This window comes from Halosegnis marinus (genome assembly GCF_029338355.1).
Lineage (GTDB): Archaea > Halobacteriota > Halobacteria > Halobacteriales > Haloarculaceae > Halosegnis > Halosegnis marinus.
Map to the genome: position 1 here is coordinate 2,618,293 of NZ_CP119802.1, position 22,347 is coordinate 2,640,639.

Genomic DNA, 22,347 nt, shown 5'->3' on the forward strand with positions numbered 1-22,347 from the left:
AACGGAACCGCTTTACCGGCGGCGGGCGGACGGCGTGACGATGGAACTCGGGTCGGCCGACGCCTTCGACACGTCCGGAACGCTCGGCATCGAGGAGGAGTTCTTCGTCGTCGACGAGCGCGGCCGCCCGACCGCCGGCACCGACGAACTCGTCTATGACTCCGAGCCCCCCGAACTCCTGGAGGGTCGGCTCGACCACGAGCTGTTCAAGTGCGTCGTGGAGACGCAGACGCCGACCTGTGAGTCGCTCGCCGAGGCGGGCGAACAGCTCTCGGCGGTCCGCGAGGCGCTCGCCGACCACGCCGCCGCACAGGGGTTCGAGATAGCCGCCGCGGGGCTGCATCCGCTGGCGACGTGGCGCGAACTCGACCACGCGGAGAAGCCGCGCTACCGCGCGCAGTTGGAGCGCATCCAGTACCCCCAACACCGGAACACGACGGCCGGCCTCCACGTCCACGTCGGCGTGGACGACGCGGACAAGGCGACGTGGATCGCGAACGAACTCCGGTGGCACCTCCCCGTGATGCTCGCGCTGTCGGCGAACTCCCGTTCTGGAACGGCTACGACACCGGGCTGGCCTCCGCGCGGGCGACGGTGTTCGAGAACCTCCCGAACACCGGGATGCCGACGGCGTTCGACTCCTTCGAGGAGTACGCGGCCTTCGAGCGGACGATGGTGGAGACGGACGGCATCAACGACCGCGGGGAACTGTGGTACGACGTGCGGCCGCACTCCGGCCACGGCACCGTCGAGGTGCGCACGCCGGACGGGCAGTCGGACCCGGAGCGCGTGCTGGCGTTCGTCGAGTACACCGAGGCGCTGGTCGCGGACCTCGCCGCGCGCTACGAGGACGGCGAGTCGGGGAGCGACCACCGCCGGGAACTGCTCGACGAGAACAAGTGGCGCGCGATACGCCACGGCCACGACGCGGCGCTGCTGGACCGCGAGTTCGCGGAGAGCGTCCCGCTGGGCGAACTGGTCGAGCGGGAGGCCGACCGACTCGGCGTCTCCGGCATCGTGGACCTCTACGACGCAGAGTCGGGGGCGGAGCGCCAGCGCCGACTCCGGGCCGACGAGGGCGTCGACGCGCTCTGTGAGTCGCTGAAAATCCGGTAGTCCCGCCCGGTTGCGACGAGTTTTTTCTGACGCCGGCATTATGTCTACGCAGAGGCAACACATGTCTTCCGACGACTCCCCGTCCGGCGACGACGTCCGAGAACGGATAGAGCAGGAGGCGGAGGAACTCGACCAGCGGCTGGTGGACCTGCTAGCGTGGGTGCTCGACACGGAGACGCGGGCGCGCATCTACATCGAACTCCGCCAGCACCCCGGCCGGACGAGCGAGGAGATAGCCGAGGGGACGGGGCTGTATCCGAGCACCGTCCGCGAGGCGCTCGCCGCGCTCCACGACGACGGGACGGTGACGCGCGAGAAGCGCAAGGCCGCGGGCGCGGGCAACAACCCCTACGAGTACGAGGCCATCGCGCCCGCCGACCTCGTGGGCGAGGTGGTCGAGGAGGTCCAGGAGGAACTGAACACCGTGTTCAACCTCGACGCGGTGCTCGGCGACGACGAGGACGACACCGATACCGGCCCCGTGACGGTCTCCGTCACGGAGGAGGACGACGCGTAGGCGAACGGAACCACTTTACCGGGCGCCGACCACGCGCAGGGTATGCAGGTCGTGCTCGGCGGCACCTTCGACCCGGTCCACGACGGCCACCGGGCGCTGTTCTCTCGCGCCTTCGAACTGGGCGACCTCACCGTCGGCCTGACCAGCGACGACCTCGCCCCCGAGACGAGAAACGAGGAGCGCTACGTCCGCCCGTTCGACGAGCGCAAGCGCGACCTCGAAGCCGTCCTCGCCGACCTCGCCGACGAGTACGACCGGGCGTTCGAGGTACGCGAACTGACGGAGCCGACGGGCATCGCGGACGAACCGGGCTTCGACGTGCTCGTCGTCTCCCCCGAGACGAAGGACGGCGGCGAGGTCGTCAACGAGGTCCGCGCCGAGCGGGGCTCGACCCGCTCGACGTGGAGGTCGTCGACCACGTCCGCGCGGAGGACGGCGGCATCATCTCCTCGACGCGCGTCGTCAACGGCGAGATAGACGTCCACGGGAACGTGACGCCCGAGCGGGAGGGCCGCGAGGGCGAGCGAAGCGAGCCCTCGAACTGAGCGAACCGCGTCACCACGACGGGGGTTCGAGCCCCGCCTCCTCCATCAGCCCCTTCCAGCGCTGTTGGACGGAGAGCCGCGACACGCCGACGGCGTCGGCCACCTCGCCCTGTGACCGGCCCTCGCCGGTGGCGAGCGTGGCGACGTAGACGGCGGCGGCGAGCGCCGGGCGCTTCGAGCGCTCGCCCTCCGGCACTGTCGAGAGGAACAGGTCGGCGGCCCGCGAGCGCGTCCCGCTGGGGAGGTCGAGCCGCTCGGCGGCGCTGTCGAGCGCGGCCAGCCACTCCTCGTTCGCCACCTCGTCGGACGCGCGGTACACGGTCGGCGTTGTGCCCGGCGCGGCTTAACCGTTGCACCCCTCGAAGCCGAGGTCGACGGAGGTGACGCAGCCGACCTCGTAGGGACCGAACTCGAACGTGTACGTCCCCTCGCCGTCGAGTTCCCGGCGGACCTCCTCGGGCCCGTCACAGCCGACGATGCGACCGACCAGTGCGGGAGGGTCCGCAGCCTCGGACTCGACCACGGCGACGACGTACTCCTCGTCGGGTCCGTCGTCGGTCCCCGGCGTGGCCGCCCGGAAGTCGAGTTCGCTCACCGTCACCTCGTCGCAGACGGGCGGCTCCGTCGGCGTCGGCTCCTCGGTCGCGGTCGGGGACGGCGTCGGGGTGGGTGTCGGCATCTCGTAGGCACAGCCGGCGGCGAGGCTCGCCCCGGCCGCGGCGAGCAGGGCGCGTCGTGAGGGCATCGCCCGGGTGTGGGCGGCCGGCCCGTAAGTGTCTTCAGGAACACGGTTATGCCGGCCGTCCGCGTTCGCTCCCCATGGACGGCCGCGTGGAGGCGATATGGACGACTCCGGAGGAGAGCGCGCCGATGGAACCGGCCGAGAAGGTGCGCGCGCTCCCCGGCGGCCTCGACGGCGACCGCTACCGCCGCGGCACGGGCTACTACTCCCCGTTCGACGTGTGCGAGGTCACCTTCGTCGCGGCGGAGGCGCTCGATGCCATCGCGTCCGAGGCCGGCATCGACCTCTCGGGCGGCGAACACCGCCGGAACGTCGTCACGCGCGGCGTCGACCTCTCCGCGCTGTTGGAGACGCGCTTCTCCGTCGGAGGGGCCGTGTTCGAGGGCACCCGGCCGCGCCCGCCGTGCCGCCACGTCGAGCAGGTCGCCGGCCTCGACGGGCTGATGGACGCGCTCCGCGACCGCGGCGGCATCTGTGCGGACGTGGTCGAACCCGGCGAGTTCGCCGTCGGGGACGCCGTCGAGGTCGGGGAGGACCTGTCCTTCGACGGCGAGGGCTGGCCGCGGCCATCGCGGAGCGGGCCGAGGGGCCACAAGACCCGTAACCGAACCCCCGGAACGCCGGGTATGCACGGTCCCTCCGCGCGCGACGCGCTCGACTTCGCGGCCGACGACGGGAGCTACCCCCTCTACGGCGTCGTGCTGGTCGGCTGGCTGTTCGGCTTCACCGGCGTCCCGGACGGCGTCCTCTACTCGCTCGCGAACCTGCTCCCCGGCTACGGCTTCCGCGCGCTCGCGGACCTGTTCGCGCTCCTGTTCGAGGTGGCCGGCGTCGCCCTGCTGGTCGCGGGCGCGACGGCGCTCGTCTACCGGGCGTCCGCGGCCGCTCCGTGACCGAGAGCGATAGACTCTTTCCGGGGAGCGCGGTACCACAGGGCGCGCGCGGGTAGCCAAGCCAGGCCAACGGCGCAGCGCTTAGGACGCTGTCGTGTAGACGTCCGCCGGTTCGAATCCGGTCCCGCGCATGAGCGAACGACGCGAGCGAGCACGCCTCGCTCCGGGTCGAATCCGGTTTCGGGAATCCGTGTAAAAGCGACTACGCCGCCCGCAGTTCTTCGAGCGTCTCGCGGACGTTCTCCACGGCGCTCTCCTTCTTCGCGGGGTAGGCTTCCACCTTCGCGCGAAGGGTGATGCCGTCGCCCCGTTTCACCTCGCCGCGGAACGCCGCCTGCTTGTCGAGCGTCAGGAAGAAGGTGCAGTCCTCGTCGACGCGCTGGTCGAGTTCCTCGATGACCGTCTCGATGTCGTCGAGGTCGGTCAGTTTCGAGAGGACGTGGCGCATCTCGTCGGCGCGTTCGAGCCGCGCCGAGAGGACGAGGATGCGGTCGCCGTGAAAGCCCTCCGTCTCGTCGCGGGCGAGCGGCGGCTCCTCCTCGTCCGTGTCGGGCAGGAACGTCGAGAGCGCGTCCGCGACGCGCTTCTCGTCCTCGGTGGCGTAGCAGAAGGCCCGCAGGTCGACGTAGTGGAACGGGACCCCGCTCGCCATCGGCTTACTCCTCGTCGTCCTCGGCGTCGGCCTCGTCGGCCTCGGTGAGCGCGTCCTCGGAGATGCCGGCCTCCTGACCGCCCTCGAAGGAGATGACGTACTGCTCGTCGCCGAACATCGTCTCCGAGACGGTCTCGACGGTGCCGACCTCGCCGTCGAAGTCGCTGTGCTCGTCGTGCAGGACGACCTTGTCGCCTTCCTCGAAGCTCATGCCAGCCCGTTCCCGTGAGCGAGCCAAAAGGTCGTCGTTTCCGGGCGCCCGCCTACCACTCGACGCCGTCGCGCGCCTCGGCGTCCATCCGGCGGAGCGCGGCGGTGGCGTTCGCGGAGTCGTAGCCGAACAGGACGCTCTCGCCGTACTCGGCGGCCACCTCCGTCGCGTGGACGAGCGCGTCCACGTCCACGTCGACGGCGTACAGTTCGACGGACAGGGGCGTCGAGAGCCGGTCGGCGAACCCCGACGCGATGGTTTCGAGCCAGTAGGTCGTCCCGTAGTGGGTGTCGTACAGCGGGACGACGAACTCGTCCACGAGCGGTTCGAGCGCGTCGAGGTCGAGCCCCGCCCGCTCGTAGAGGTGGTCGCCGTAGGGGTCCGGATAGAGGGTGAAGTACACCGTTCCCGGGATGCGTTCGACGGCCGCCTCGACGAACTCGGTGATGACGGACGCGCGCCACGCGTAGCGGTCCTCGACGCCCGTCTCCGCGGGCGGCGGTCCTCGCCGCGCTCGTGGCGCGCCTCCACCCACGCCTCGAACCGCTCGTTACAGCGGTCGCAGTAGCAGTACTCGGCGCGGGGAAAACCCACGTCGTCGAGGCGCACGTCGCCGTTCACCGCGGCGCAGTCCTCGATGATCTCGAGGAGGCCGCGCTTGTACTCCTCGTGGGTCGGGCAGACGTACGCCCAGTCGAAGTAGGTGCGGTCGCGCGTCGCCTCCTGTCCCTCGGGGTTGACGGGAACGAGGTCGGCGTTCTCCGACGCGGCGGCGTTGTCGCCGAAACAGGAGACCATGCTCACCGCGTGTTCGAGCGGTTCGTTCGACCGCCCGGACACGTCCTTCACCTCGTAGAACGCGCGGTCGAACGCCGGCGACTCCGTGTCCTCGGCGTTGCGCGTGACGACCCCGTACATGTCGCCGGATAGCCGACGCTCGTGGGTAAGTCGTTCGGAAAAAGCGGGGAGGGCTGTTTACCGACGCGCGAGGAACGCGGCGACGGCGACCAGTGCGACGACTGCGACGAGTGCTTTCTTCGACATCGTATGACACGACGACGCGCGGGATGAAAGCTCTTGTCCTACGCGGGGTCGATGAGCGCCGCGATGTCCTCGCGGACGATGGTGTCGCAGTAGCCACACCGGACCCCGTCGTCCAGCACGTCGAACGTCGAGTCCACCGGCTCGCCGGCCGTGGAGATGCAGTTCGCGTTGGGACACGAGAGGACGCCGACGACGCGCTCGGGCCGCGAGACCCGGAGCTTCTCGGAGACGGCGTAGTCGCGCACGATGTTGATGGTGGCGTGCGGGGCGATGAGCGAGAGGACGTCGACCTCGGCGCCGCTGAGTTCGCGGTCCTCGACCTTCACGACGTCCTTGCGGCCGAGCCGGTTCGAGGGGACGTTCATCCCGACGCTGACCTCCTCGCCGCCGGAGCCGTCGATGTCGAGGATGGCGAGGACGTTCAGCGCCTGCCCGCCGGGGATGTGGTCGATGACGGTGCCGTTCTCGATCTTCGAGACGCGGAGTTCGGTGTCTGTATCGGAGTCGGTCATAGCATGGAGTCGAGCAGCGCCATCCTGACGGGCACGCCGTTGTGCGCCTGCTCGAAGTAGTGGGCGTGGTCCGTTCGGTCCACGTCGGGGGCGATCTCGTCCACCCGCGGGAGCGGGTGCATGACGGTCAGGTCGTCGCGCGCGTCGGCGAGGAGCTCCGCGTCGATGCGGTACTCGCCCGCGACGGCGCGGTACTCGTTCTCGTCGGGGAACCGCTCGCGCTGGATGCGGGTGACGTACAGCACGTCGAGGTCGGCGAGCACCGCGTCGAGGTCGGTGTGTTCCTTCACCACCGCGCCCGACTCGTGGAGGTCGAACCGGACGTTCCGCGGCAGCCGGAGCGACTCGGGGCTGACGAAGTGCATCCGGGCGTCGAACGTCGTCAGCGCCTCGGCGAGCGAGTGGACCGTCCGGCCGTACTTCAGGTCGCCCATGATGCCGACGGTGAGGTCGTCCAGCCCCGACGCCTCCCGCATCGTGTAGAGGTCGAGCAGCGTCTGGCTCGGGTGCTGGCCCGCGCCGTCGCCCGCGTTGATGACGGGCACGTCCACGAAGTCGGCCGCGAGCTTCGCCGCCCCCTCGCTCGGGTGTCGGAGGACGATGGCGTCGGTGTAGCCCGCGATGACGCGCATCGTGTCGGCGAGCGACTCGCCCTTCTTCACCGACGAGGACTCGACGGGCCCCATATCGACGGAGTCCCCGCCGAGCCGCTTTATCGCCGTGTCGAAGCTCATCTTCGTCCGCGTGCTCGGCTCGAAGAAACACAGGCCCAACAGCGCGTCGGGGTGGGCGTCCGCGAACGCCGCCGGGTCGGCGTCGAAGTCGGCGGCGCGGTCCAACACCGCCTCGATGTCCGCCCGCGAGAGCTGCTTCGCGCCGATGAGGTGGTCGTGGCGCATCTACCTGACCGGCGTCGCGTCGCGCCTTCAATCCCCCGAAGCGTTCAGGCGTCCGCCCGCTCCAGCCGGAGGACGACGCTGTTGGCGCGGCCGTCGCCGTCGCGCTCCGCGAACCCGAGGTCGCCGCCCACCGACTCCGTCAGCCACTTCGAGAGCCAGAGGCCGAGCCCCTGCGAGTGCGACAGCTGCGTCACGGGCTCCTCGCGGCCGACGACCGCCTGCTCCATCTCCGGGACGCCCGGCCCGTCGTCGCCGACGGCCAGCGCGACCCGGCCCCCCTCGACGGTCGCGGAGACGGTGACGGTCGGCGCGTCGCCCGCGTGGACGGCGGCGTTCTCGACCAGTTCGCGGACGACCCGCTCCAGCCGCTCGTCGCCCGCGACCGACACGCCGTCGGGGACGGCCGTCTCGAACGTCGCGTCGGGGTGGCGCTCGCGCACCGTCGAGACGACGCCCGCGACGAGCGCGGAGAGGTCGCGCGCCTCGCCGTCGGACGGCTCGTCGAGCAGGCGCTGGAGCTCCCGCGCCTTGTCGTTGAGGTCGCCCAGCCGGTCGCCGACGGCCTCGATGCGCTCGCGCGTCTCGGCGTCCTCGACGGCGCCGGCGAGGCCGAGCAGGAGCTGTGCCTCGTTACGGAGGTTGTGGCGCAACAGGGTGTTGACCACGGAGAGCCGCTCGCGCTCGCGGGCGAGTTCGCCCGCGCGGATACGCAACACGTCGTGGACCCCGATGACGAGGTGGGCGAAGGAACTGACGGCGAGGACGCTCGCGACGAGGAACAGCGGGACGGCGGCGTCGATGGTGCTGCGCGACAGCAGGAGCACCGCGCCGAGCACGACCAGCCCGAGGAGGTTCCACGCCGCGACGCGGGCGACGTTGCGCGTCGAGATGTCGGCGCGGTACAGCACCGCGCTCGCGGCGACGACGACCAGCCCGAGGGCGGTGCCCAGGGAGGCCACCGCCGTCCCCGCGAGGGGCTGCCCCGCGGCGAGCGCGAGCGCGTTCGGAACGACGACGAGCAGACCGGTTGCCGCGAGGCTGCCGGCGGCGAGGAGCCGTCCGACCCCGGTCGAAACGCGGCGGAGATTCACAGGGGGACGACGACGGCCCGGGAAATAAACGGATACGGAGACGTGTCAACGCCCGCCACCCCGGGCTTAGGTACGAGGGCGCGCCACCCGACCCGTGTTGGCCATCACGGGCGGCAAGGGCGGCGTCGGGAAGACCACCACCGCACTCGGGCTCGCGGCCGCGGCGGCGCGGGCCGGCGACCGTCCGGTCGTCGTCGACGCGGACCGGGACTGTCCGAACCTCGCCGTCGCGGCCGGAACCGACGGAAAGGGGCTGGGACGGCTCGCCGCGGGCGACCCGCTCCGCGTCGCCGGGACGCGCGTCGCCGGTGTCACCGTCCTCGGCGCCCGTCCGGGCGAAGACGCCTTCCCCGAGGCCGCCGACCGCCTCGCCGCAGCCGACCGTCCCGTGGTGCTCGACTGTCCGGCCGGGGCGGGCGAGCCGACGGCGGCCCCGCTCGCCGCTGCCGACCGCTCGGTCGTCGTCGCGCGGCGGACCCGGCGCGCGCTCGCAGACGGCCGGAAGGCCGCGGCGATGGCCCGACGGCTCGGGGCTACCCCCGCGGGCGTCGTGCTGTCGCGCGCCGAGCGCGTCGGCCGCGCCGAGCGCGTGTTCGAGACCACGGTACTCGAGCGGGTGCCGCGGACGGACGGCCCCGCGCCCTGGCGCCGCCACCGACCGGTGTACGACCGGCTCTACCGGTCGTTACGCCGACAGAATCCTTAACATCGGGTAGCGACATAGTGAACGCAATGGCGGAACGGCTCCGGACGGGGATAGACGTCCTCGACCGCAAACTCGACGGGGGGATTCCGGCGGGGAGCATCGTCTCCCTGCAGGCGGCCCCCGCGAGCCAGGCGGAGCTGTTCCTCTACGAACTCACGGCGACGCGTGGCACGCTGTACCTGAGCCTCGACCGCTCGGAGGACGCGGTGGCGGCGAGCGTCCGCGGCTCCACCACCCGGACCGGCGAGCCCACGGTGCGCCACGTCAACGGCGACGCCCCGCTTGACAACGCCACGAAGCTCGTCTCCGCGCTCCCCGACGCCTCGAACCTCATCATCGACCCCGTGGACGTGCTGGAACAACAGGAGGCGCCGCGCTACCGGAACTTCCTCAACGAGCTCCAGAACCACATCTACAACACGGGGTCGCTCGCCGTCCTCCACGGCCTGAACGGCCGCGAGGTCGCGCCGCTGCGCGACACGACGCTCCACATGTCCGACGTGGTCTTCGACCTCGAAACCGAGGTGAACGGCGACCGCATCGAGAACCGCCTCACCGTGCCGAAGTTCCGCGGCGGCGTCGCCGTCCCCGAGGTCATCAAGCTCGAACTGGGCGAGGGCGTCGCCATCGACACCTCCCGCGACATCGCCTAACGCTCCCGGCGGACCCGGTCGCTCGTCCGGACCTCGATGCTCGTTTTATCGGTGCCGCGTATCCAGTCGAGGTAGTCCGCCATCCGGTCGGCCGCGCGCAGCCGCTCCGCGGTGTGGTACTCCTCGATGAGCTCCTCGTTCGTGAACAGCGCGTGGAGCTGGTCGTGACACGGCGAGCACACCGTGACGACCGGCGACTCCTTTCGGTGTTCGGGGACGAGGTGGTGGCGCTCCATGGGGAGCGCGTCCCCGTAGCGACCACACAGCGCGCACGGGTCGGGGTCGGCCACGACGGTGCTCGGGCCGCGACGGACTAAAGCTCGGCTCCGTCGCCGTCCGCGACCGGAACGGTGAACCGGAGCGTCGTCCCGCCGTCGGTGCTCACGAGCGAGAGGTCGCCCCCGGCCAGCTCCGCGCTCCACCGCGCCAGCCACAGCCCGAGCCCGCAGCTGTGGAGCAGTTGCGTCTCCTCCGTCGCGTCGAGCACCGCGGCTTCCCCGGGCGGGATTCCCGGCCCGTCGTCCGCGACGGTCACCGTCACGGAGCCGTCCGCGACGGCGACGGTCACCGTCACGGTCGCCTCGCCGGGGTGGTGGACGACCGCGTTCTCGACCACCTGTTCCAGCCCGAGTTCGAGGACGCGCGGGACCGGCGCGGAGCCCTCGATATCGACCCGGATGTCGGCCCCGGGCGCGAGCCCCTCCCGGCGTGCGGCCACCTCCCGGGCGAGTGCCGCGGCGTCCCGCGGCGGCAGGGCGTCCGCCGTCCCGAGGAGCCGCTCGAACGAGCGCGCCGTGTCACAGACGGCGACGAGGTCCGCGGTCGCCCGCTCGACGGCCCGCGCCGAGTCCGCGCGGTCGCCGTCCGCCTCCTCGACGAGCCGCTGGGTGTGCCCCTCGATGACGTTCACGTGGTTGCGCACGTCGTGGCGCAACACCCTGTTGAGGACGCTCAGCCGCTGTCGGGCACGCTCCGCGTCGCGTCGGGCGTCCGTGGTCGCGGCCGTCGCCCGGTTCCGCCGCACGTCGTAGACGCTCACGAGCAGGCCGATGACGGCGCCGCCCATCGTCCACACGGCGAGCAGATAGACGGGGTGGGCGAGCGGCGTCCCGTTGAACGCCGCGTGGAGGACGGTCAGGGCACCGGCCGCACCGACGGAAACCCCGCCGAGGAGCGCCCAGCCGAACTGGCGGCGGGTCTCCCCGACCGTCCACCGCTCGTGACGCCACAGCCACGCGGTCCCGACGACGCCGACCGACAGGCTGGCCGCGGGGACCAGCCCCGCGACCCGGTCGAAGGACGTCAACGAGAGCGTGACGAGGAGCCATCCCTCGGCGGCGACGAGGCCGACGCCGAGCGCGGCCGTCGCGCAGCCCCAGGGAACCCACCCGCGGCGCCGCTCGCTGTCGGACGCCTCGGCCCGCGCCGCGGCGACGCCTGCGGGAGGAGTGGTCACTGGCCGTTGGTGGCGGGGCGCGTCGCAAAAACGTGGCGGCGGCGTGTTACTCCTCGATCTCGTCGACGATCTCGTCCGCGTCGATGTCCGCGTCCTCCAGCGCCTCCTCGATGTCCGCGCCGCCGGCGCCGCCGGCGCCGCCGGCGCCGCCCATGCCCATGCCGCCGCCCATCATGCCGGGCATGCCCATGCCGCCCGAGCCGTCGATGACCTCCTGGATGACGATGCGGTCGATGCCCGTGAGGTCCATGACCTGCTGGCCCATCTGCTGCTTCTGGAACATCCACTGCTGGTTCATCGAGAGCTGCGGGGTCGCCTCGATGTAGAGGAGGTCTTCTCGACCGTCTCGGTGACGGTCTCGGGCTCGCCGCCCTCCTCGTCCGGCTCCTCGACGCTCGTCTCCTCGACCTCGTCCTCCTGGATGTACATCTCCAGGTCGAGGTCGAGGAACATGTCGAACAGCCCCTGTGCGCGTTCGAGCTGGTCGGTGACCTCCTCGAGTATCTCGTAGTCGTACTCGATGTCCTCGCCGGCCAGCGGGTGGTTGAAGTCGACGCGGGCGCGGCCGCCGACGATGGTCTCCAGGTAGCCCTGCTCGCCGTCGATCTGGACCTGCGCGCCGGGGCGCATCGAGTCGTCGGGGATCTTGTTCGCCGAGACGGTGCGGACCTCGCTCTCGTCGTACTCGCCGAACGCCTCGGCGGCCTCGATGACGACGGAGCCGGAGTCGCCGACCTCGCCGCCGATGATGGCCTCCTCGACGGCCTCGAACAGGTGGCCCTCGCCGAGCACGATGGTGCGCGGCTCGAAGGTGCCCTGGTCGGCGACGCCCTCCTCCTCCGCGACCTCCTCGTCCGTCGTGTCGACCAGCTGGTCGGTCTCGACGGTGCGGGCGGTGTAGGCGATGCGGATGAAGTCGCCGGCCTGCAGGCCGGTCGCCTCCTCCGTCTCCTCGACCTCGTCGGTCGCCTCGGTCTCCTGTTCTGCCGTCTCCTCGGCCTCCGCGGCCTCCTCGGCTTCGTCACTCATACCGTTACGGACTGCCGTCCTACCCTTAACAATCACGTTTCGTCGGCCGTCGGACGCGGCCTTTTTGCCCGGCGCACGCCGAGGCTCGCGGGTGTACGAGGTCGAACTCAAGCTGCCGGCGGACCACGACGCCGTGCGCGAGCGGCTGGCCGCGCTCGGCGCCCGGGAGGTCCGGACGGCGACGCAGCGCGACACCTACTACGACGCCCCCCACCGCGACTTCGCGGCGACGGACGAGGCGTTCCGGCTCCGCGAGGAGACCGACGACGGCGGCACCGTCTCGAAGCTGACCTACAAGGGGCCGCTCGTGGACGCGGAGTCGAAGACCCGCGAGGAACACGAGACGGCGGTCGCGGACGGTGACGCGGCCCGCGCCATCGCCGAGGGACTGGGCTTCGAGCCCGCCGCCGTCGTCGAGAAGGAGCGCGTCTTCTACGAGACGGACGGGTTCGTCGTCACGCTCGACACCGTCACGGGGCTCGGAACGTTCGTGGAGGCGGAGACGGAGGTCGGAACCGAGGCCGAGGTGCCCGCGGCCCGCGACCGCGCCCGCGAACTGCTCGCCGACCTCGGCCTCGACCCCGAGGAGAACGTCCGCACGTCGTATCTCGGCCTGCTGTTCGAGGCCGGCGCCGCGACCGCCGCCGAGACGGATGCTTCGGAGTAATCTTTTCGTGCCGAGGTGTTTCCGTAAGTTATAGAACCGCCGCTTCGGTACGTCGTGCAATGACTGAGCGCAATATTCGCGTCGAGCCCGCCGTCGGGCGTGCGGTGGAGGAGGAGGAGGTCGAGATCGTCGAGCGCAAGGGTATCGGTCACCCCGACTCCATCTGCGACGGCGTCGCGGAGCACGTCTCGCGGGCGCTCGCCCGGGCGTACCTCGACCGCGTCGGCCGCGTCCTCCACTTCAACACGGACGAGACACAGCTGGTCGCCGGCACGGCCGCCCCCGCCTTCGGCGGCGGCGAGGTCGTCGACCCCATCTACCTGCTCGTGGTCGGCCGCGCGACGAAGGAGTTCGTGACCGAGGAGGGCGACGTGGTTCGCATCCCCACCGAGTCCATCGCGCTGGAGGCCGCCCGCGACTACCTCCGCGAGCACTTCCCCGAACTCGACCTCGAAACCGACGTCGTCGTGGACGTGAAGCTCGGCGAGGGCTCCGGCGACCTCCAGACGGTGTTCGGCGAGGAGGGCGCGGAGGTGCCGATGGCGAACGACACCTCTTTCGGCGTCGGCCACGCGCCGCTCACGGAGACGGAACGCATCGTCCGCGAGGTGGAGCGACGGCTGGTCGAGTCGTACCCCGAGCCCCACCTCGGACAGGACGTGAAGGTGATGGGGAAGCGCGAGGGCGACGAGATAGACGTGACCGTCGCGGCCGCGATGGTGGACGCCCACCTCGACGACATCGACGCGTACGCGGCCGCCGTCGAGTCCGTCCGCGAGTACGTCGCCGGGGTCGCGGCCGAGTACACCGACCGCGACGTGAGCGTGCAGGTGAACACGGCCGACGACATCGAGCACGGCTCCGTCTACCTCACCACGACGGGCACCTCCGCCGAGCAGGGGGACGACGGCTCCGTGGGCCGCGGCAACCGCGCCAACGGCCTCATCACCCCGAACCGCTCCATGTCGATGGAGGCCACGTCGGGGAAGAACCCCGTCAACCACATCGGGAAGATATACAACCTCCTCTCGACCGAGATAGCCGAGGCGGTCGTCGCCGAGGTCGAGGGCATCGAGGAGATACGCGTCCGCCTGCTGTCGCAGATCGGCCAGCCCATCGACGCCCCGCACGTCGCGGACGCCGCGCTCGTCACCGAAGAGGGCGTCGCCGTCGGCGATATCGAGGCGGAGGTCGCGGCCGTCATCGACCGCGAACTGGCGGACGTGACGGCCATCACCCAGCGCGTCATCGACGGCGAGCTCTCGACGTTTTAGCGAAACGGATTTTTCCCCTCCCCCACTCGGTCGGCGCATGACGCGGGTCTGTCTCGTCGGGAGCGACGACGTGAACCTCCGGTACGAGCTCGTCTCCCGGGAGACGGCCCGCGACGCGCTCGCCACCTACGACCTCGCGGAGCCGTACGCGAACACGGTCGCGCTCGAAACCATCAGCCTCGGCTCCGCGGTCTCGCTGTTGAACGACCTGAACTGGTACCTCGTCCGCTTCGCCGACGCCGCGCTCGTCCTCGAACCCTCCGTCAGCGACGAGGAGTGGCTCTCGCGGGAACTCGCCGCCGCGGTCCGCGACGACGAGGTGTCGGCCGAGGCGTCCGCGCGCTACCTGAAGGTGTACGGCGTGACGGCCGAGAACGAACTGGTCGAGCCGATGTTCGTGACCCGGACCGGCCACGAGCTCCCCGACTACGACCTCCGCGAGGTCGAGGACACCCTCCGCGTGCGCGTCACGGAGTCGGAGTTCGGGGCGTGATCGGACACAAGGGCTTAGACGGGGACGGCCGACGCCTCCGAGCGTGCCCTCCCTCACGAACCTGCTCTCGGACGCCGCCGACCGCCTCGACGGGGTCTGGTGGCTCGCCGCGGTTCCCGCCCTGCTCGCGTTCACGAACGTCGGCGCCTTCGCGCGGACCGGCCGCGTCGACACCCACGTCGGCGTCTCGTTCCCCCCGCCGCTCCCCGTGACCGACGCGTGGAGCTTTCTCAGCCTCCCGACCGACGGGGTCCGACTGGGCGTCGCGGGCGCGCCGGCCACGGCGGCCGCCTTCACCCTCGGCGGCGCGCTGCTCTCCGGGGTTCTCAGTGCCGGGTATCTCGGGACCGTCGACCGCCGCTGGGACCGCCGAACCGGCGAGTTCCTCGCCGACGTGCGCGCCCACGCCGTGCCGCTGGCCGGCTTCCACCTGCTCGTCGCCGTCGGCGCGTTCGCGGCGTTCGCGCTCGTGGAGGCAGTGCCGGCCCTGCTCCTGTTCGTCGTCCCCTCCTCCTGCTCGGCGCGTACCTGCTGTACCCCGCGCCGTACCTCGTCGTGACCGGGGACCGGGGACTCGTTCCCGCGCTCCGGCGCGCGTACGCGCTGACCGTGCCGGGCGGCGCGCCGCTGTCGTACTTCGCCCGGTACGTCCTCGCGGGGGCGGTCGTCTCCGTGCCCGCGACGCTGGTGTTCGTCAACCTCGGCGCGCTGGGGGCGACGCTCGGCGTCGTCGCGCTCGCGCCGGTCGCGCTGCTGTTCGACGCGGCCACGATGGGCTTCCTGAAGGAGGAGGCGGAGCCGGACGGCGGGGCGCCAACGACGTACGAACCCGCGATACGCCCGGTCGACTAGTCGAACATCCCGGTCGACATGTAGCGCTCGCCCGAGTCCCAGAACACCGTGACGACGAGCGGACAGTCCTCGGGGAGGTCCGTCTCGGGCGCGGTCGGCTCGCCGTGCAGGAGGTCCGTCGTCGCGTCCGGGCCGGGGCAGTCGGCCTCGTCCGCGAGCCGCTCGGCCACGCGCTTCGCCGCGAGGTTCGACGCGCCCGACGACTGGCCCACCAGAATCCCCTCCTCGCGGGCGAGGCGGCGACACTCGGCCTCCGCCGCCTCGATGCCGACCGTCTCCACCGAGTCGACGAGGTCGATGTCGAGGTTCGGGGAGACGAAACCCGGCCCCATCCCCTGAAAGGAGTCGTTCTCCGGCTCCTTCCCGGAGAGGACGGCGCTGTCCTCGGGCTCGACGGCGACGATTTCCACCTCGGGGAACGCCTCCCGCAGGCGGCGACCGATGCCTGAGAGCGTTCCCCCGGTTCCGACCCCGGCGACGAGCGCGTCCACCTCGCGGTCGCCCACCTGGTGGAGAATCTCCCTCGGTCGTCTCGTAGTGGGCGCGGGGGTTCGCCTCGTTCTCGAACTGCCGCAGTTGGACGGCGCCCGCCTCTTGCTCTATCTCGTCGGCGCGGTCCTTCGCGTCGGAGATGTCCCCCTCCACGAGTTCGAGGGTCGCACCGTACGCGCGCATCACGCGCTGGCGCTCGGGGGACTTCGAGGCCGGCATCACGATGGTGGCGTCGTACCCCTTCGCGGCGGCGACCATCGCGATGCCGATGCCGGTGTTGCCCGAGGTGGGTTCCACGATGGTGTCGCCCGGGTCGAGCGCGCCGTCGCGCTCCGCGGCCTCGACCATCGCGAGGGCGGGCCGGTCCTTCGCGCTCCCGCCGGGGTTCTTCGACTCCAATTTCGCGGCGACGACGCTGCCGGGCGGCGAGGCCACCTGCACGAGCGGCGAGCCGACGGTCCCCAGCACGCTTCGGTCCATTACCCGACCGTTGCCGCCGACGGGTAAGGGGTCTGCGGACACCGGCATGGTCTGCCGTCCGCTTTCGGTCGCCTGCCGCGGGCGCGGACGTTAAGCGACCGCGGGAGATAGAGAGGCCATGCAACTGGAGACGATGCGGCCGAACCCAGCGTGGGACGAGGCCTCCTACGAGGACGCCGTCGCGGCGTTCGCCGCGGTCGCCGACGAGATAACGGTGCGCGTGTGGGGCGGGGACTGGTGTAAGGACTGCCGGGCGCAACTGCCCGACTTCGGCGCGGCACTCGACGCCGCGGGCGTCCCCGAGGACCGCGTCCACCACTACCCGGTGGAGAAGAACGACGACGGCTCGAAGTCGGGCGAACTCGTCGACGAGTACGGCGTCGAACTGATTCCGACGGTCGTCGTGGAGCGCGACGGCGAGGAAGTGGCGCGGTTCGTCGAGGACGAACCCGTCCCCATCGTCGTCTACCTCGCCGACCGGCTCTGACGCCGCGCTACTTGTACCAGCAGTCTGCCCCGACCACGTCCCCTTCGACCCGCCCCGCGAACAGGTCGTAGAGCGCGCCGTCGAGCGTGACCTCCACCTCGCCGTCGGCGTCCGCGACCGTCACGACGGTCGTTCCCGCCCGCTCCGTCACGTTCCGGACGGTCGCCGCCGTCCACACCTCGGCGTCCGTGGCCGGGGGCTTCGCGCGGAGGCGGTCGTGCATTCGGACCCTCAGACCCGCTCGAACAGCGGGCCGGGGTGGCCGTCGTCGCCCTCGACGACGCCGGCGAGCGCCACCTCGTCGCCGATGGCGGCGTGTTCGTCGCCGAACCGACCCATCACCCTCGCGTCGCCGAGTTCGACGACGCCGACCTGGTAGCCGCGCTCCGCGACGCCGGCGGGCGGCACCTGTATCGTCGTCTCCGTGTGGACGACGCCCGTCATCGGGAGTTCGACCCGTTCGAGGTCGCGGTTCCCGCAGTGCGGGCACGCGCCCGTCGGGGTGCCGTTCGTGTGGCCGCAGGAGCACGCGAGGCCGAGCAGGCGGTCCTCGCGCAGGGCCTCGGTCCACTCCGCGTACGTCAGGGTCACGCGCGACCCTCCAGCACGCTGACGACGGTCGTAGCGGAGTCCCCGCCGAGGTTGTGTGCGACGCCGGTGTCGGCGCCGGCGACCTGCCGCTCGCCGACCGTGCCGCGTATCTGTTCCGTGAGTTCGACGATCTGGGCCGTGCCCGTCGCGCCGATGGGGTGGCCCTTCGCCTTCAGGCCGCCCGAGGGGTTGATGGGCCGGTCGCCGTCCAACGAGGTCCGACCCTCGGCCGCGTACGCGCCGCCCTCGCCGTCGGGGGCGAAGCCGATGGCCTCGCTCGCCAGCACCTCCGCGCCCGTGAAGCAGTCGTGGACCTCCGCGAAGTCCGCGTCGTCGGCCGTGATGCCGGCCTGTTCGTAGGCGCTCTCCGCGGCGTCGCGCGCGGCTTGCGTCGCGGTCAGGTTGGCTTTATCGCCGATGGGGACCACGTCCGTCGCGTGACCGACGCCGGTCACGTCGACCGGCGCGTCGTACGAGTCCGCGAGGTCGTCGCTCACGACGACCACGGCGCTTGCCCCGTCGGAGAACGGACAGCAGTCCATCAGCCGGAAGGGGTCGGCGACGACCGGTCCCTCCAGTACCTCCTCGACGGTCGTCTCCTTCCCGAAGTGGGCGCGGGGGTTCAGCCTGCCGTGCGCGTGGTTCTTCACCGCGACGGCGGCGAGCTGTTCCTCCGTCGTCCCGTACTCGTGCATGTGCCGCTTCGTGAGCAGGGCGAAGACGCCGGGGAAGGTGAGCCCCGTCGGCTGTTCGTACTGCCGGTGGGAGGCGGAGGCGAAGATGCGCGTCATCTCGGGGGTGTCCTTCCCGGTCTCGGGGGTACACCGCTCGACGCCGCCGACGAGGACGGCGTCGTGGACGCCGGCGTCGACGGCCTGCACGGCGTTCTTGAACGCGTTCGCCGAGGTGGCGCAGGCGTCCTCGAACCGCTGGACCTCCATGCCCGCTGCGCCGATGTGGCTCGCCATCCGCGGGCCGAGGTGCGTCTCGTTCTCCGCCTGGCCGCTCATCGCGTTGCCGAAGTAGAGCGCGTCGAGGTCGCGCGCCGCGACCCCGGCGTCGTCGAGCGCCGCGAACGCGGCCTCGCCGAACAGCTCCTGTAGGGGTGTGTCGTGGACGCCGAACTTCGTCATGCCGGCGCCGACGACGGCTGCACGTGCCATGCCACTACTCGTGTATCGGCGTTTATCAAGCAACCGCTTGCGACCGTCGGGCGCGTCCTACCGCCCGAACCGGCCCTCGCGCTTCGCGGACTCCCGGGACGTGCCGCCGTCGCCGGGGAACACGAACCAGACGAGCGCCGCGCCGACGACGGCCCCGCCGGCGAGCGCTCCCGCGAGGACGGGGAGCGTCGCCCCGGCCTGCACGGCGATGAGGCCCGCCGACACCGCGACCAGCGCCGTCGCGGCGAGCTTCACCTTCAGCGCGAACGACGCGCGCTCCTCGTTCGAGACGGGGTCCACCATCAGCGGTTCACCTCGGTCGACACGTGCATTCCCGTGAACAGCCACTCGTCGTCCTCGCGCAGCAGCGACCCGGACCACCGCGTGTCGAACTCGTAGCGGATGCCCGCCTCGGTGTCGTTCCACCCCATGTACACGTCGTCGGCGAACCACGCCGCCGGCCCTTCGCTCCCGACGCGGAGGTCCCGGGACTCCACTTCCCACCCGGTCGTGGTCGCCGTCTGGTCGCGCAGGCCCGCCGCGACGGCCTCGTACCCCGACAGCTCCTCGCCGACGCCGAACTTCACCGTCGTCTCGTCCTCGCGGAAGAACGGGTGAAGGGGGTCGCCGGCGCGCAACGCGTCGTAGTAGTCGCGTATCCTCGCGGCCGCGTTCATGCTCGTCGTGTGGGGAGCCGGCGACTTACCCCCACCGATGCGTCGGGCCGTCGGCGAGGCGAGAACGTACGTTTCATTAGCGCGTCCCCGGAACGTCGCGTATGAACGCCGCCGAGCGGGCCGCGTTGGTGACGCGGTACACCGAGGAGGCCGTGACGGAGGAGGAGATAGCGGACATCCTCGCGGAGCGCGACGACCCGCACGCCTACATCGGCTACGCCCCGACCGGCGAGATGCACATCGGCCACTTCACGACGATGCGGAAGCTGGCCGACTTCCTCGCCGCCGACGTGGAGGTGACGGTGCTGGTCGCGGACCTCCACGCCCACCTCGACGACGAGAAGTCGCCGTTCGAACTGCTCGACGCCCGCTCCGACTACTACGAGGCGGCCATCCGCGGGATGATCGAGGCCGCGGGCGCCGACCCGTCCGACGTGAACTTCGTCCGCGGGACGGAGTACCAGCTCGAGGAGCCGTACACGCTCGACCTCTACCGGCTCATCGCGGACACGACCATCTCGCGCGCCCAGCGGGCCGGCTCCGAGGTCGTCCGGCAGTCGGACAACCCCAAGCTCGGCGGGCTCGTCTACACCCTGATGCAGAGCCTCGACGTGGCGGCGCTCGACGCCGACATCGCCTACGGCGGCATCGACCAGCGCGGCATCTACATGCTCGCCCGCGAGGCGCTCCCGGACAGGGGTACGACAAACCGGCCTGTGTGTTCGCGCCGCTGCTGTCGGGGCTGACCGGCGGGAAGATGTCGGCCTCGGACGCCGGCTCGAAGGTGAACCTCACCGACTCGCCCGAGGCGGTCGAGGAGAAGATACAGGGCGCCTACTGCCCGCAGGGCGAGGTCGAGGACAACGGCGTCCTCGGGTACCTGAAGTACCTCGTCTTCCCCGTGTTCGACGAGCGCGGCGAGGAGCTCGTCGTCGAGCGGCCCGACGAGTACGGCGGCGACCTCGTCTACGGCGACTACGACGCGCTCGAAGCCGACTACGTCTCCGGGGAGCTCCACCCGGCGGACCTCAAGCCCGGCGCGGCCGCGGCCATCTCCGACGTCATCGACCCGGTTCGCGAGCGGCTGAACGCCGAGCCGGAACTGCTCGCCGCGGCCTACCCCGAGAAGTACGACTAGTCCTCCTGTCGCGGCAGGCGCACGGTGAACGCGGCGCCGCCCATCCCGCTCTCGCCGATGTCGAGCGACCCGCCGTAGCTGTCGACGATCTCCCGACACAGGTAGAGCCCCAGCCCCGTCCCGTCGCTCGCCTCGCCCTGCTCGCCCTTCTCCAGCACGCGCGAGCGCATCCCCTCGGGGATGCCGGGACCGTTGTCGGCGACGACGACCTCGACCGCGTCCGGGCCGGGCTCCGCCGAGACGCGCACGACCGGCTCGGCCGCGTCGTTGTGGGTGACGGCGTTCGTCAGGAGGTTGTGGAACAGCTCCGAGACGAGGTCGTCGGCGAGCACCTTCACGGGCGGGAAGACGCCGCCCTCCACCTCGAACGTCGCCCCGGGGTGGCCGTCCCGTGCCGACTCGATGGCCGCCGTGAGCGCGTCGTCGAGCGCCACCGGTTCGAGTTCGTGCTCGCCCCCCTCGAGGACCGTCTTCATGAACGACCGCATCGTGTTGATGAGCTCCGTCATCGAGTCCACGCGGTCGATGACGGTATCGACCCGCTCCAGCACCGCCTCGTCGTCCGTCTCGGATTCGAGCAGCTGGCCCTGCATCCGGACGACGTTCATCCCGTTGAGCAGGTCGTGGCGGAGCACGCGGTTGAGGAACTCCATCTGCTCGCGCTCGTGGCGGATGGTCTCCTCGCGGTCGAGCCGCCGCAGCGTCTCGCGGAGGTGGGTGGCGAGCAGTTCGACCGCGTCCGTCCGGCTCTCGTCGAGCGCGCCCGGGCGCGCGCCGAGCTGGAGCACGCCGCGGCCGCCGACCGGCACCGTCACGACCGGGCCGGCGTCGGTGTCGGTGACCATCGCGCCCCCGTCGGTCTCCACGAGCGGCCGGGACTCGCCGCCGGCCTCGTCCGCCGCCGCCGCGTCGAGCGGCCCGTCCGCGTTCCGGGTGCGTACGGTCTCCCCGTCCACGGACAGACACGCCCGGTCGTAGGGGACGACCCGCTCGGCCGCGCTCATCGTGAGGTCGTAGGCCGCGTCGGCGTCGGGCGCGTTCGCCATCTCCGAGGCGACCGTGTGGAGGTGTTCGATGCGGCTACGCGCGACCCGCTCGCGGGCGAGTTCCTTCTGTTCGGTCACGTCCGTGAGGACGAGGAACAGCTCCGCGGCGTCCCCGTCGGCCTCGTAGGGGACGATCTGCGCGATGAACTCCCGACGCTCGCCGCGGTCGTCGAGTTCGACCTCGACCTCGAAGGGGTCGCCGTCGGCGACCGCCCGGACGAACGCCGCACGGGAGTCGGTGTCGGCGGCGTCGATGACCCGCGAGAGCACGGCGGGCGCGCGGTCGAAGTTGGCGTCGAACGCGGCGTTGGTGGCGAGCGTCTCGACGCCGTCGGAGGCGAGCCGGAGCGTCGCCACGTCGTCGTCGGTGTTGTCGAACAGCGCGCTCGTGCGAGCCCGGGCGTGTTCGGTCTCGCGGCGCTGGCGGCGCCGGCGCACGTCGTAGAAGCCGACGGCGACGGCGACGAGACCGCCGATGAGTACCGCGTCCATGGCGATGACGAGCGGCTTCAGGTCGCCCTGGACGAACCCCTGGATGCCGATGACCCACGCGAAGACGACGCCGAAGCCGAGCGAGACGGCGTAGGTCCACTTCGTCACGGCGAGGGCGTCGCGGGCGGGCCACGGGCGGGTCGCGAGCCACACGCCCGTCACGACGAGCACCAGCGCGAGGCCGAGCGGAACGGCGTTCTCGACGGTCGTCGAGAGCAGCGACTTGTGCGGGGGGACGGCCACGTCCTGCCACATGTCGAACAGGGGGACGAGAAGGAGGAGGGCCCCGAGCAGGGAGACGGCCCCGCCCGCGACGGCACGTCGCCCCCGTTCCGAGAGAGTCATGTCCGGCGTACTCCCGAACCGCGGAAAAAAGGGGAGGGGGCCCGAAACCCTGAACGCCCGTTCGTGAGACGAAGCGGCACGATT

The 22,347-nt window shown here is 71.3% G+C and carries 25 protein-coding genes, 1 tRNA gene and 6 pseudogenes; 14 read left to right on the forward strand and 18 right to left on the reverse strand.

What is annotated here, in order from left to right:
- Positions 1-40: 40 nt before the first annotated feature.
- The 3 genes and pseudogenes from P2T37_RS14585 to P2T37_RS14595 all read left to right on the forward strand — a co-directional run bounded on the left by P2T37_RS14585 (position 41) and on the right by P2T37_RS14595 (position 2,178).
- A pseudogene (locus P2T37_RS14585) lies at positions 41-1,116 on the forward strand (glutamate--cysteine ligase).
- 61 nt (positions 1,117-1,177) lie between these two features.
- Entirely contained in the window at positions 1,178-1,633 is a 456-nt protein-coding gene (locus P2T37_RS14590; RefSeq protein ID WP_276234690.1) for a winged helix-turn-helix domain-containing protein, read from the forward strand.
- Positions 1,634-1,675: 42 nt separating this feature from the next.
- Positions 1,676-2,178, forward strand: a pseudogene (locus P2T37_RS14595) (phosphopantetheine adenylyltransferase).
- Positions 2,179-2,188: 10 nt separating this feature from the next.
- On the opposite strand, the gene P2T37_RS14600 reads toward P2T37_RS14595, so the two are convergent.
- Positions 2,189-2,497, reverse strand: coding sequence for a transcription initiation factor IIB family protein (locus tag P2T37_RS14600; RefSeq protein WP_276234691.1), 309 nt, complete (start codon positions 2,495-2,497; stop codon positions 2,189-2,191).
- Between the two features lie 24 nt (positions 2,498-2,521).
- Positions 2,522-2,923, reverse strand: coding sequence for a hypothetical protein (locus P2T37_RS14605; protein WP_276234692.1), 402 nt, complete (start codon positions 2,921-2,923; stop codon positions 2,522-2,524).
- A gap of 74 nt (positions 2,924-2,997) precedes the next feature.
- Here P2T37_RS14605 and P2T37_RS14610 point away from each other — a divergent pair, with 74 nt between their 5' ends.
- Positions 2,998-3,813: an MOSC domain-containing protein gene (locus tag P2T37_RS14610; protein ID WP_276234693.1), complete on the forward strand. Its 816-nt coding sequence runs from the start codon at positions 2,998-3,000 to the stop codon at positions 3,811-3,813.
- Between the two features lie 46 nt (positions 3,814-3,859).
- Positions 3,860-3,944 (forward strand) — tRNA-Leu (locus P2T37_RS14615).
- Between the two features lie 71 nt (positions 3,945-4,015).
- Here P2T37_RS14615 and P2T37_RS14620 read toward each other — a convergent pair.
- The 6 genes and pseudogenes from P2T37_RS14620 to P2T37_RS14645 all read right to left on the reverse strand — a co-directional run bounded on the left by P2T37_RS14620 (position 4,016) and on the right by P2T37_RS14645 (position 8,222).
- Complete coding sequence (locus tag P2T37_RS14620) at positions 4,016-4,465, reverse strand: RNA-binding protein (protein WP_276234694.1); 450 nt, start codon at positions 4,463-4,465, stop codon at positions 4,016-4,018.
- 4 nt (positions 4,466-4,469) lie between these two features.
- Positions 4,470-4,676 carry a DUF1918 domain-containing protein gene (locus P2T37_RS14625; RefSeq protein ID WP_276234695.1) on the reverse strand — a complete coding sequence of 69 codons (207 nt, stop codon included), beginning with the start codon at positions 4,674-4,676 and terminating at the stop codon, positions 4,470-4,472.
- 52 nt (positions 4,677-4,728) lie between these two features.
- Positions 4,729-5,594, reverse strand: a pseudogene (locus P2T37_RS14630) (hypothetical protein).
- 164 nt (positions 5,595-5,758) lie between these two features.
- Positions 5,759-6,232: an aspartate carbamoyltransferase regulatory subunit gene (gene pyrI, locus P2T37_RS14635; protein ID WP_276234696.1), complete on the reverse strand. Its 474-nt coding sequence runs from the start codon at positions 6,230-6,232 to the stop codon at positions 5,759-5,761.
- Positions 6,229-7,131, reverse strand: coding sequence for an aspartate carbamoyltransferase (pyrB, locus tag P2T37_RS14640; RefSeq protein ID WP_276234697.1), 903 nt, complete (start codon positions 7,129-7,131; stop codon positions 6,229-6,231). The genes pyrI and pyrB overlap by 4 nt, the downstream gene beginning before the upstream one ends.
- Before the next feature lie 44 nt (positions 7,132-7,175).
- Positions 7,176-8,222, reverse strand: coding sequence for a sensor histidine kinase (locus P2T37_RS14645; protein ID WP_276234698.1), 1,047 nt, complete (start codon positions 8,220-8,222; stop codon positions 7,176-7,178).
- A 94-nt stretch (positions 8,223-8,316) separates the two neighbouring features.
- Here P2T37_RS14645 and P2T37_RS14650 point away from each other — a divergent pair, with 94 nt between their 5' ends.
- Positions 8,317-8,928 carry a MinD/ParA family ATP-binding protein gene (locus P2T37_RS14650; RefSeq protein ID WP_276234700.1) on the forward strand — a complete coding sequence of 204 codons (612 nt, stop codon included), beginning with the start codon at positions 8,317-8,319 and terminating at the stop codon, positions 8,926-8,928.
- 26 nt (positions 8,929-8,954) lie between these two features.
- Entirely contained in the window at positions 8,955-9,581 is a 627-nt protein-coding gene (locus P2T37_RS14655; RefSeq protein WP_276234701.1) for an RAD55 family ATPase, read from the forward strand.
- Here the strand turns inward: P2T37_RS14655 and P2T37_RS14660 are convergent.
- The 3 genes and pseudogenes from P2T37_RS14660 to P2T37_RS14670 all read right to left on the reverse strand — a co-directional run bounded on the left by P2T37_RS14660 (position 9,578) and on the right by P2T37_RS14670 (position 12,066).
- Positions 9,578-9,871 (reverse strand): HNH endonuclease, encoded by a 294-nt coding sequence (locus P2T37_RS14660; RefSeq protein WP_276234702.1) that lies wholly within the window; start codon positions 9,869-9,871, stop codon positions 9,578-9,580. The genes P2T37_RS14655 and P2T37_RS14660 overlap by 4 nt on opposite strands.
- Before the next feature lie 23 nt (positions 9,872-9,894).
- On the reverse strand, positions 9,895-11,037 hold the full coding sequence (locus P2T37_RS14665) for a sensor histidine kinase (protein WP_276234703.1): 1,143 nt from the start codon (positions 11,035-11,037) through the stop codon (positions 9,895-9,897).
- 46 nt (positions 11,038-11,083) lie between these two features.
- Positions 11,084-12,066, reverse strand: a pseudogene (locus P2T37_RS14670) (FKBP-type peptidyl-prolyl cis-trans isomerase).
- Between the two features lie 91 nt (positions 12,067-12,157).
- Between P2T37_RS14670 and cyaB the strand changes: the two are divergent.
- The 5 genes from cyaB to P2T37_RS14695 are packed head-to-tail and all read left to right on the forward strand — an operon-like array spanning position 12,158 to position 15,352.
- Entirely contained in the window at positions 12,158-12,733 is a 576-nt protein-coding gene (gene cyaB, locus P2T37_RS14675) for a class IV adenylate cyclase (RefSeq protein WP_276234704.1), read from the forward strand.
- Between the two features lie 59 nt (positions 12,734-12,792).
- On the forward strand, positions 12,793-14,007 hold the full coding sequence (locus P2T37_RS14680) for a methionine adenosyltransferase (protein WP_276234705.1): 1,215 nt from the start codon (positions 12,793-12,795) through the stop codon (positions 14,005-14,007).
- Positions 14,008-14,044: 37 nt separating this feature from the next.
- Positions 14,045-14,500, forward strand: a complete 456-nt coding sequence (locus tag P2T37_RS14685; protein WP_276234706.1) for a DUF5804 family protein — start codon at positions 14,045-14,047, stop codon at positions 14,498-14,500.
- Positions 14,501-14,543: 43 nt separating this feature from the next.
- Positions 14,544-15,059, forward strand: coding sequence for a hypothetical protein (locus P2T37_RS14690; RefSeq protein ID WP_276234707.1), 516 nt, complete (start codon positions 14,544-14,546; stop codon positions 15,057-15,059).
- Complete coding sequence (locus tag P2T37_RS14695; RefSeq protein WP_276234708.1) at positions 15,056-15,352, forward strand: hypothetical protein; 297 nt, start codon at positions 15,056-15,058, stop codon at positions 15,350-15,352. Before P2T37_RS14690 ends, P2T37_RS14695 begins: the two co-directional genes overlap by 4 nt.
- Here P2T37_RS14695 and P2T37_RS14700 read toward each other — a convergent pair.
- Positions 15,349-16,324, reverse strand: a pseudogene (locus P2T37_RS14700) (PLP-dependent cysteine synthase family protein). The gene P2T37_RS14695 and the pseudogene P2T37_RS14700 overlap by 4 nt on opposite strands.
- Before the next feature lie 118 nt (positions 16,325-16,442).
- Here P2T37_RS14700 and P2T37_RS14705 point away from each other — a divergent pair.
- Positions 16,443-16,811 carry a thioredoxin family protein gene (locus P2T37_RS14705; protein WP_276234709.1) on the forward strand — a complete coding sequence of 123 codons (369 nt, stop codon included), beginning with the start codon at positions 16,443-16,445 and terminating at the stop codon, positions 16,809-16,811.
- A gap of 7 nt (positions 16,812-16,818) precedes the next feature.
- Here P2T37_RS14705 and P2T37_RS14710 read toward each other — a convergent pair whose 3' ends face one another.
- From P2T37_RS14710 to P2T37_RS14730, 5 genes are read right to left on the reverse strand one after another with little or no spacing between them, the layout of a single operon-like run.
- The gene (locus P2T37_RS14710; protein WP_276234710.1) at positions 16,819-17,034 is read right to left on the reverse strand and encodes a DUF7861 family protein; all 216 of its coding nucleotides are present in this window, start codon (positions 17,032-17,034) and stop codon (positions 16,819-16,821) included.
- Positions 17,035-17,042: 8 nt separating this feature from the next.
- Entirely contained in the window at positions 17,043-17,402 is a 360-nt protein-coding gene (locus tag P2T37_RS14715; RefSeq protein WP_276234711.1) for a Zn-ribbon domain-containing OB-fold protein, read from the reverse strand.
- Positions 17,399-18,565: a thiolase C-terminal domain-containing protein gene (locus P2T37_RS14720; protein ID WP_276234712.1), complete on the reverse strand. Its 1,167-nt coding sequence runs from the start codon at positions 18,563-18,565 to the stop codon at positions 17,399-17,401. The genes P2T37_RS14715 and P2T37_RS14720 overlap by 4 nt, the downstream gene beginning before the upstream one ends.
- A 57-nt stretch (positions 18,566-18,622) precedes the next feature.
- Complete coding sequence (locus tag P2T37_RS14725) at positions 18,623-18,868, reverse strand: hypothetical protein (protein ID WP_276234713.1); 246 nt, start codon at positions 18,866-18,868, stop codon at positions 18,623-18,625.
- Complete coding sequence (locus tag P2T37_RS14730) at positions 18,868-19,242, reverse strand: nuclear transport factor 2 family protein (protein ID WP_276234714.1); 375 nt, start codon at positions 19,240-19,242, stop codon at positions 18,868-18,870. Before P2T37_RS14730 ends, P2T37_RS14725 begins: the two co-directional genes overlap by 1 nt.
- A 101-nt stretch (positions 19,243-19,343) precedes the next feature.
- Between P2T37_RS14730 and P2T37_RS14735 the strand changes: the two are divergent.
- Positions 19,344-20,380, forward strand: a pseudogene (locus tag P2T37_RS14735) (tyrosine--tRNA ligase).
- On the opposite strand, the gene P2T37_RS14740 reads toward P2T37_RS14735, so the two are convergent.
- Positions 20,377-22,263: a sensor histidine kinase gene (locus P2T37_RS14740; protein WP_276234715.1), complete on the reverse strand. Its 1,887-nt coding sequence runs from the start codon at positions 22,261-22,263 to the stop codon at positions 20,377-20,379. The pseudogene P2T37_RS14735 and the gene P2T37_RS14740 overlap by 4 nt on opposite strands.
- Positions 22,264-22,347 lie beyond the last annotated feature (84 nt).

Coding starts and splice junctions, on each gene's coding strand:
- P2T37_RS14620 (WP_276234694.1), bottom strand. CDS start 4,465: ATGGCGAGCGGGGTCCCGTTCCACTACGTCGACCTGCGGGCCTTCTGC.
- P2T37_RS14605 (WP_276234692.1), bottom strand. CDS start 2,923: ATGCCCTCACGACGCGCCCTGCTCGCCGCGGCCGGGGCGAGCCTCGCC.
- pyrB (WP_276234697.1), bottom strand. CDS start 7,131: ATGCGCCACGACCACCTCATCGGCGCGAAGCAGCTCTCGCGGGCGGAC.
- P2T37_RS14705 (WP_276234709.1), top strand. CDS start 16,443: ATGCAACTGGAGACGATGCGGCCGAACCCAGCGTGGGACGAGGCCTCC.
- P2T37_RS14590 (WP_276234690.1), top strand. CDS start 1,178: ATGTCTTCCGACGACTCCCCGTCCGGCGACGACGTCCGAGAACGGATA.
- P2T37_RS14625 (WP_276234695.1), bottom strand. CDS start 4,676: ATGAGCTTCGAGGAAGGCGACAAGGTCGTCCTGCACGACGAGCACAGC.
- pyrI (WP_276234696.1), bottom strand. CDS start 6,232: ATGACCGACTCCGATACAGACACCGAACTCCGCGTCTCGAAGATCGAG.
- P2T37_RS14720 (WP_276234712.1), bottom strand. CDS start 18,565: ATGGCACGTGCAGCCGTCGTCGGCGCCGGCATGACGAAGTTCGGCGTC.
- P2T37_RS14610 (WP_276234693.1), top strand. CDS start 2,998: ATGGACGGCCGCGTGGAGGCGATATGGACGACTCCGGAGGAGAGCGCG.
- P2T37_RS14685 (WP_276234706.1), top strand. CDS start 14,045: ATGACGCGGGTCTGTCTCGTCGGGAGCGACGACGTGAACCTCCGGTAC.
- P2T37_RS14740 (WP_276234715.1), bottom strand. CDS start 22,263: ATGACTCTCTCGGAACGGGGGCGACGTGCCGTCGCGGGCGGGGCCGTC.
- P2T37_RS14730 (WP_276234714.1), bottom strand. CDS start 19,242: ATGAACGCGGCCGCGAGGATACGCGACTACTACGACGCGTTGCGCGCC.
- P2T37_RS14725 (WP_276234713.1), bottom strand. CDS start 18,868: ATGGTGGACCCCGTCTCGAACGAGGAGCGCGCGTCGTTCGCGCTGAAG.
- P2T37_RS14710 (WP_276234710.1), bottom strand. CDS start 17,034: ATGCACGACCGCCTCCGCGCGAAGCCCCCGGCCACGGACGCCGAGGTG.
- P2T37_RS14655 (WP_276234701.1), top strand. CDS start 8,955: ATGGCGGAACGGCTCCGGACGGGGATAGACGTCCTCGACCGCAAACTC.
- P2T37_RS14680 (WP_276234705.1), top strand. CDS start 12,793: ATGACTGAGCGCAATATTCGCGTCGAGCCCGCCGTCGGGCGTGCGGTG.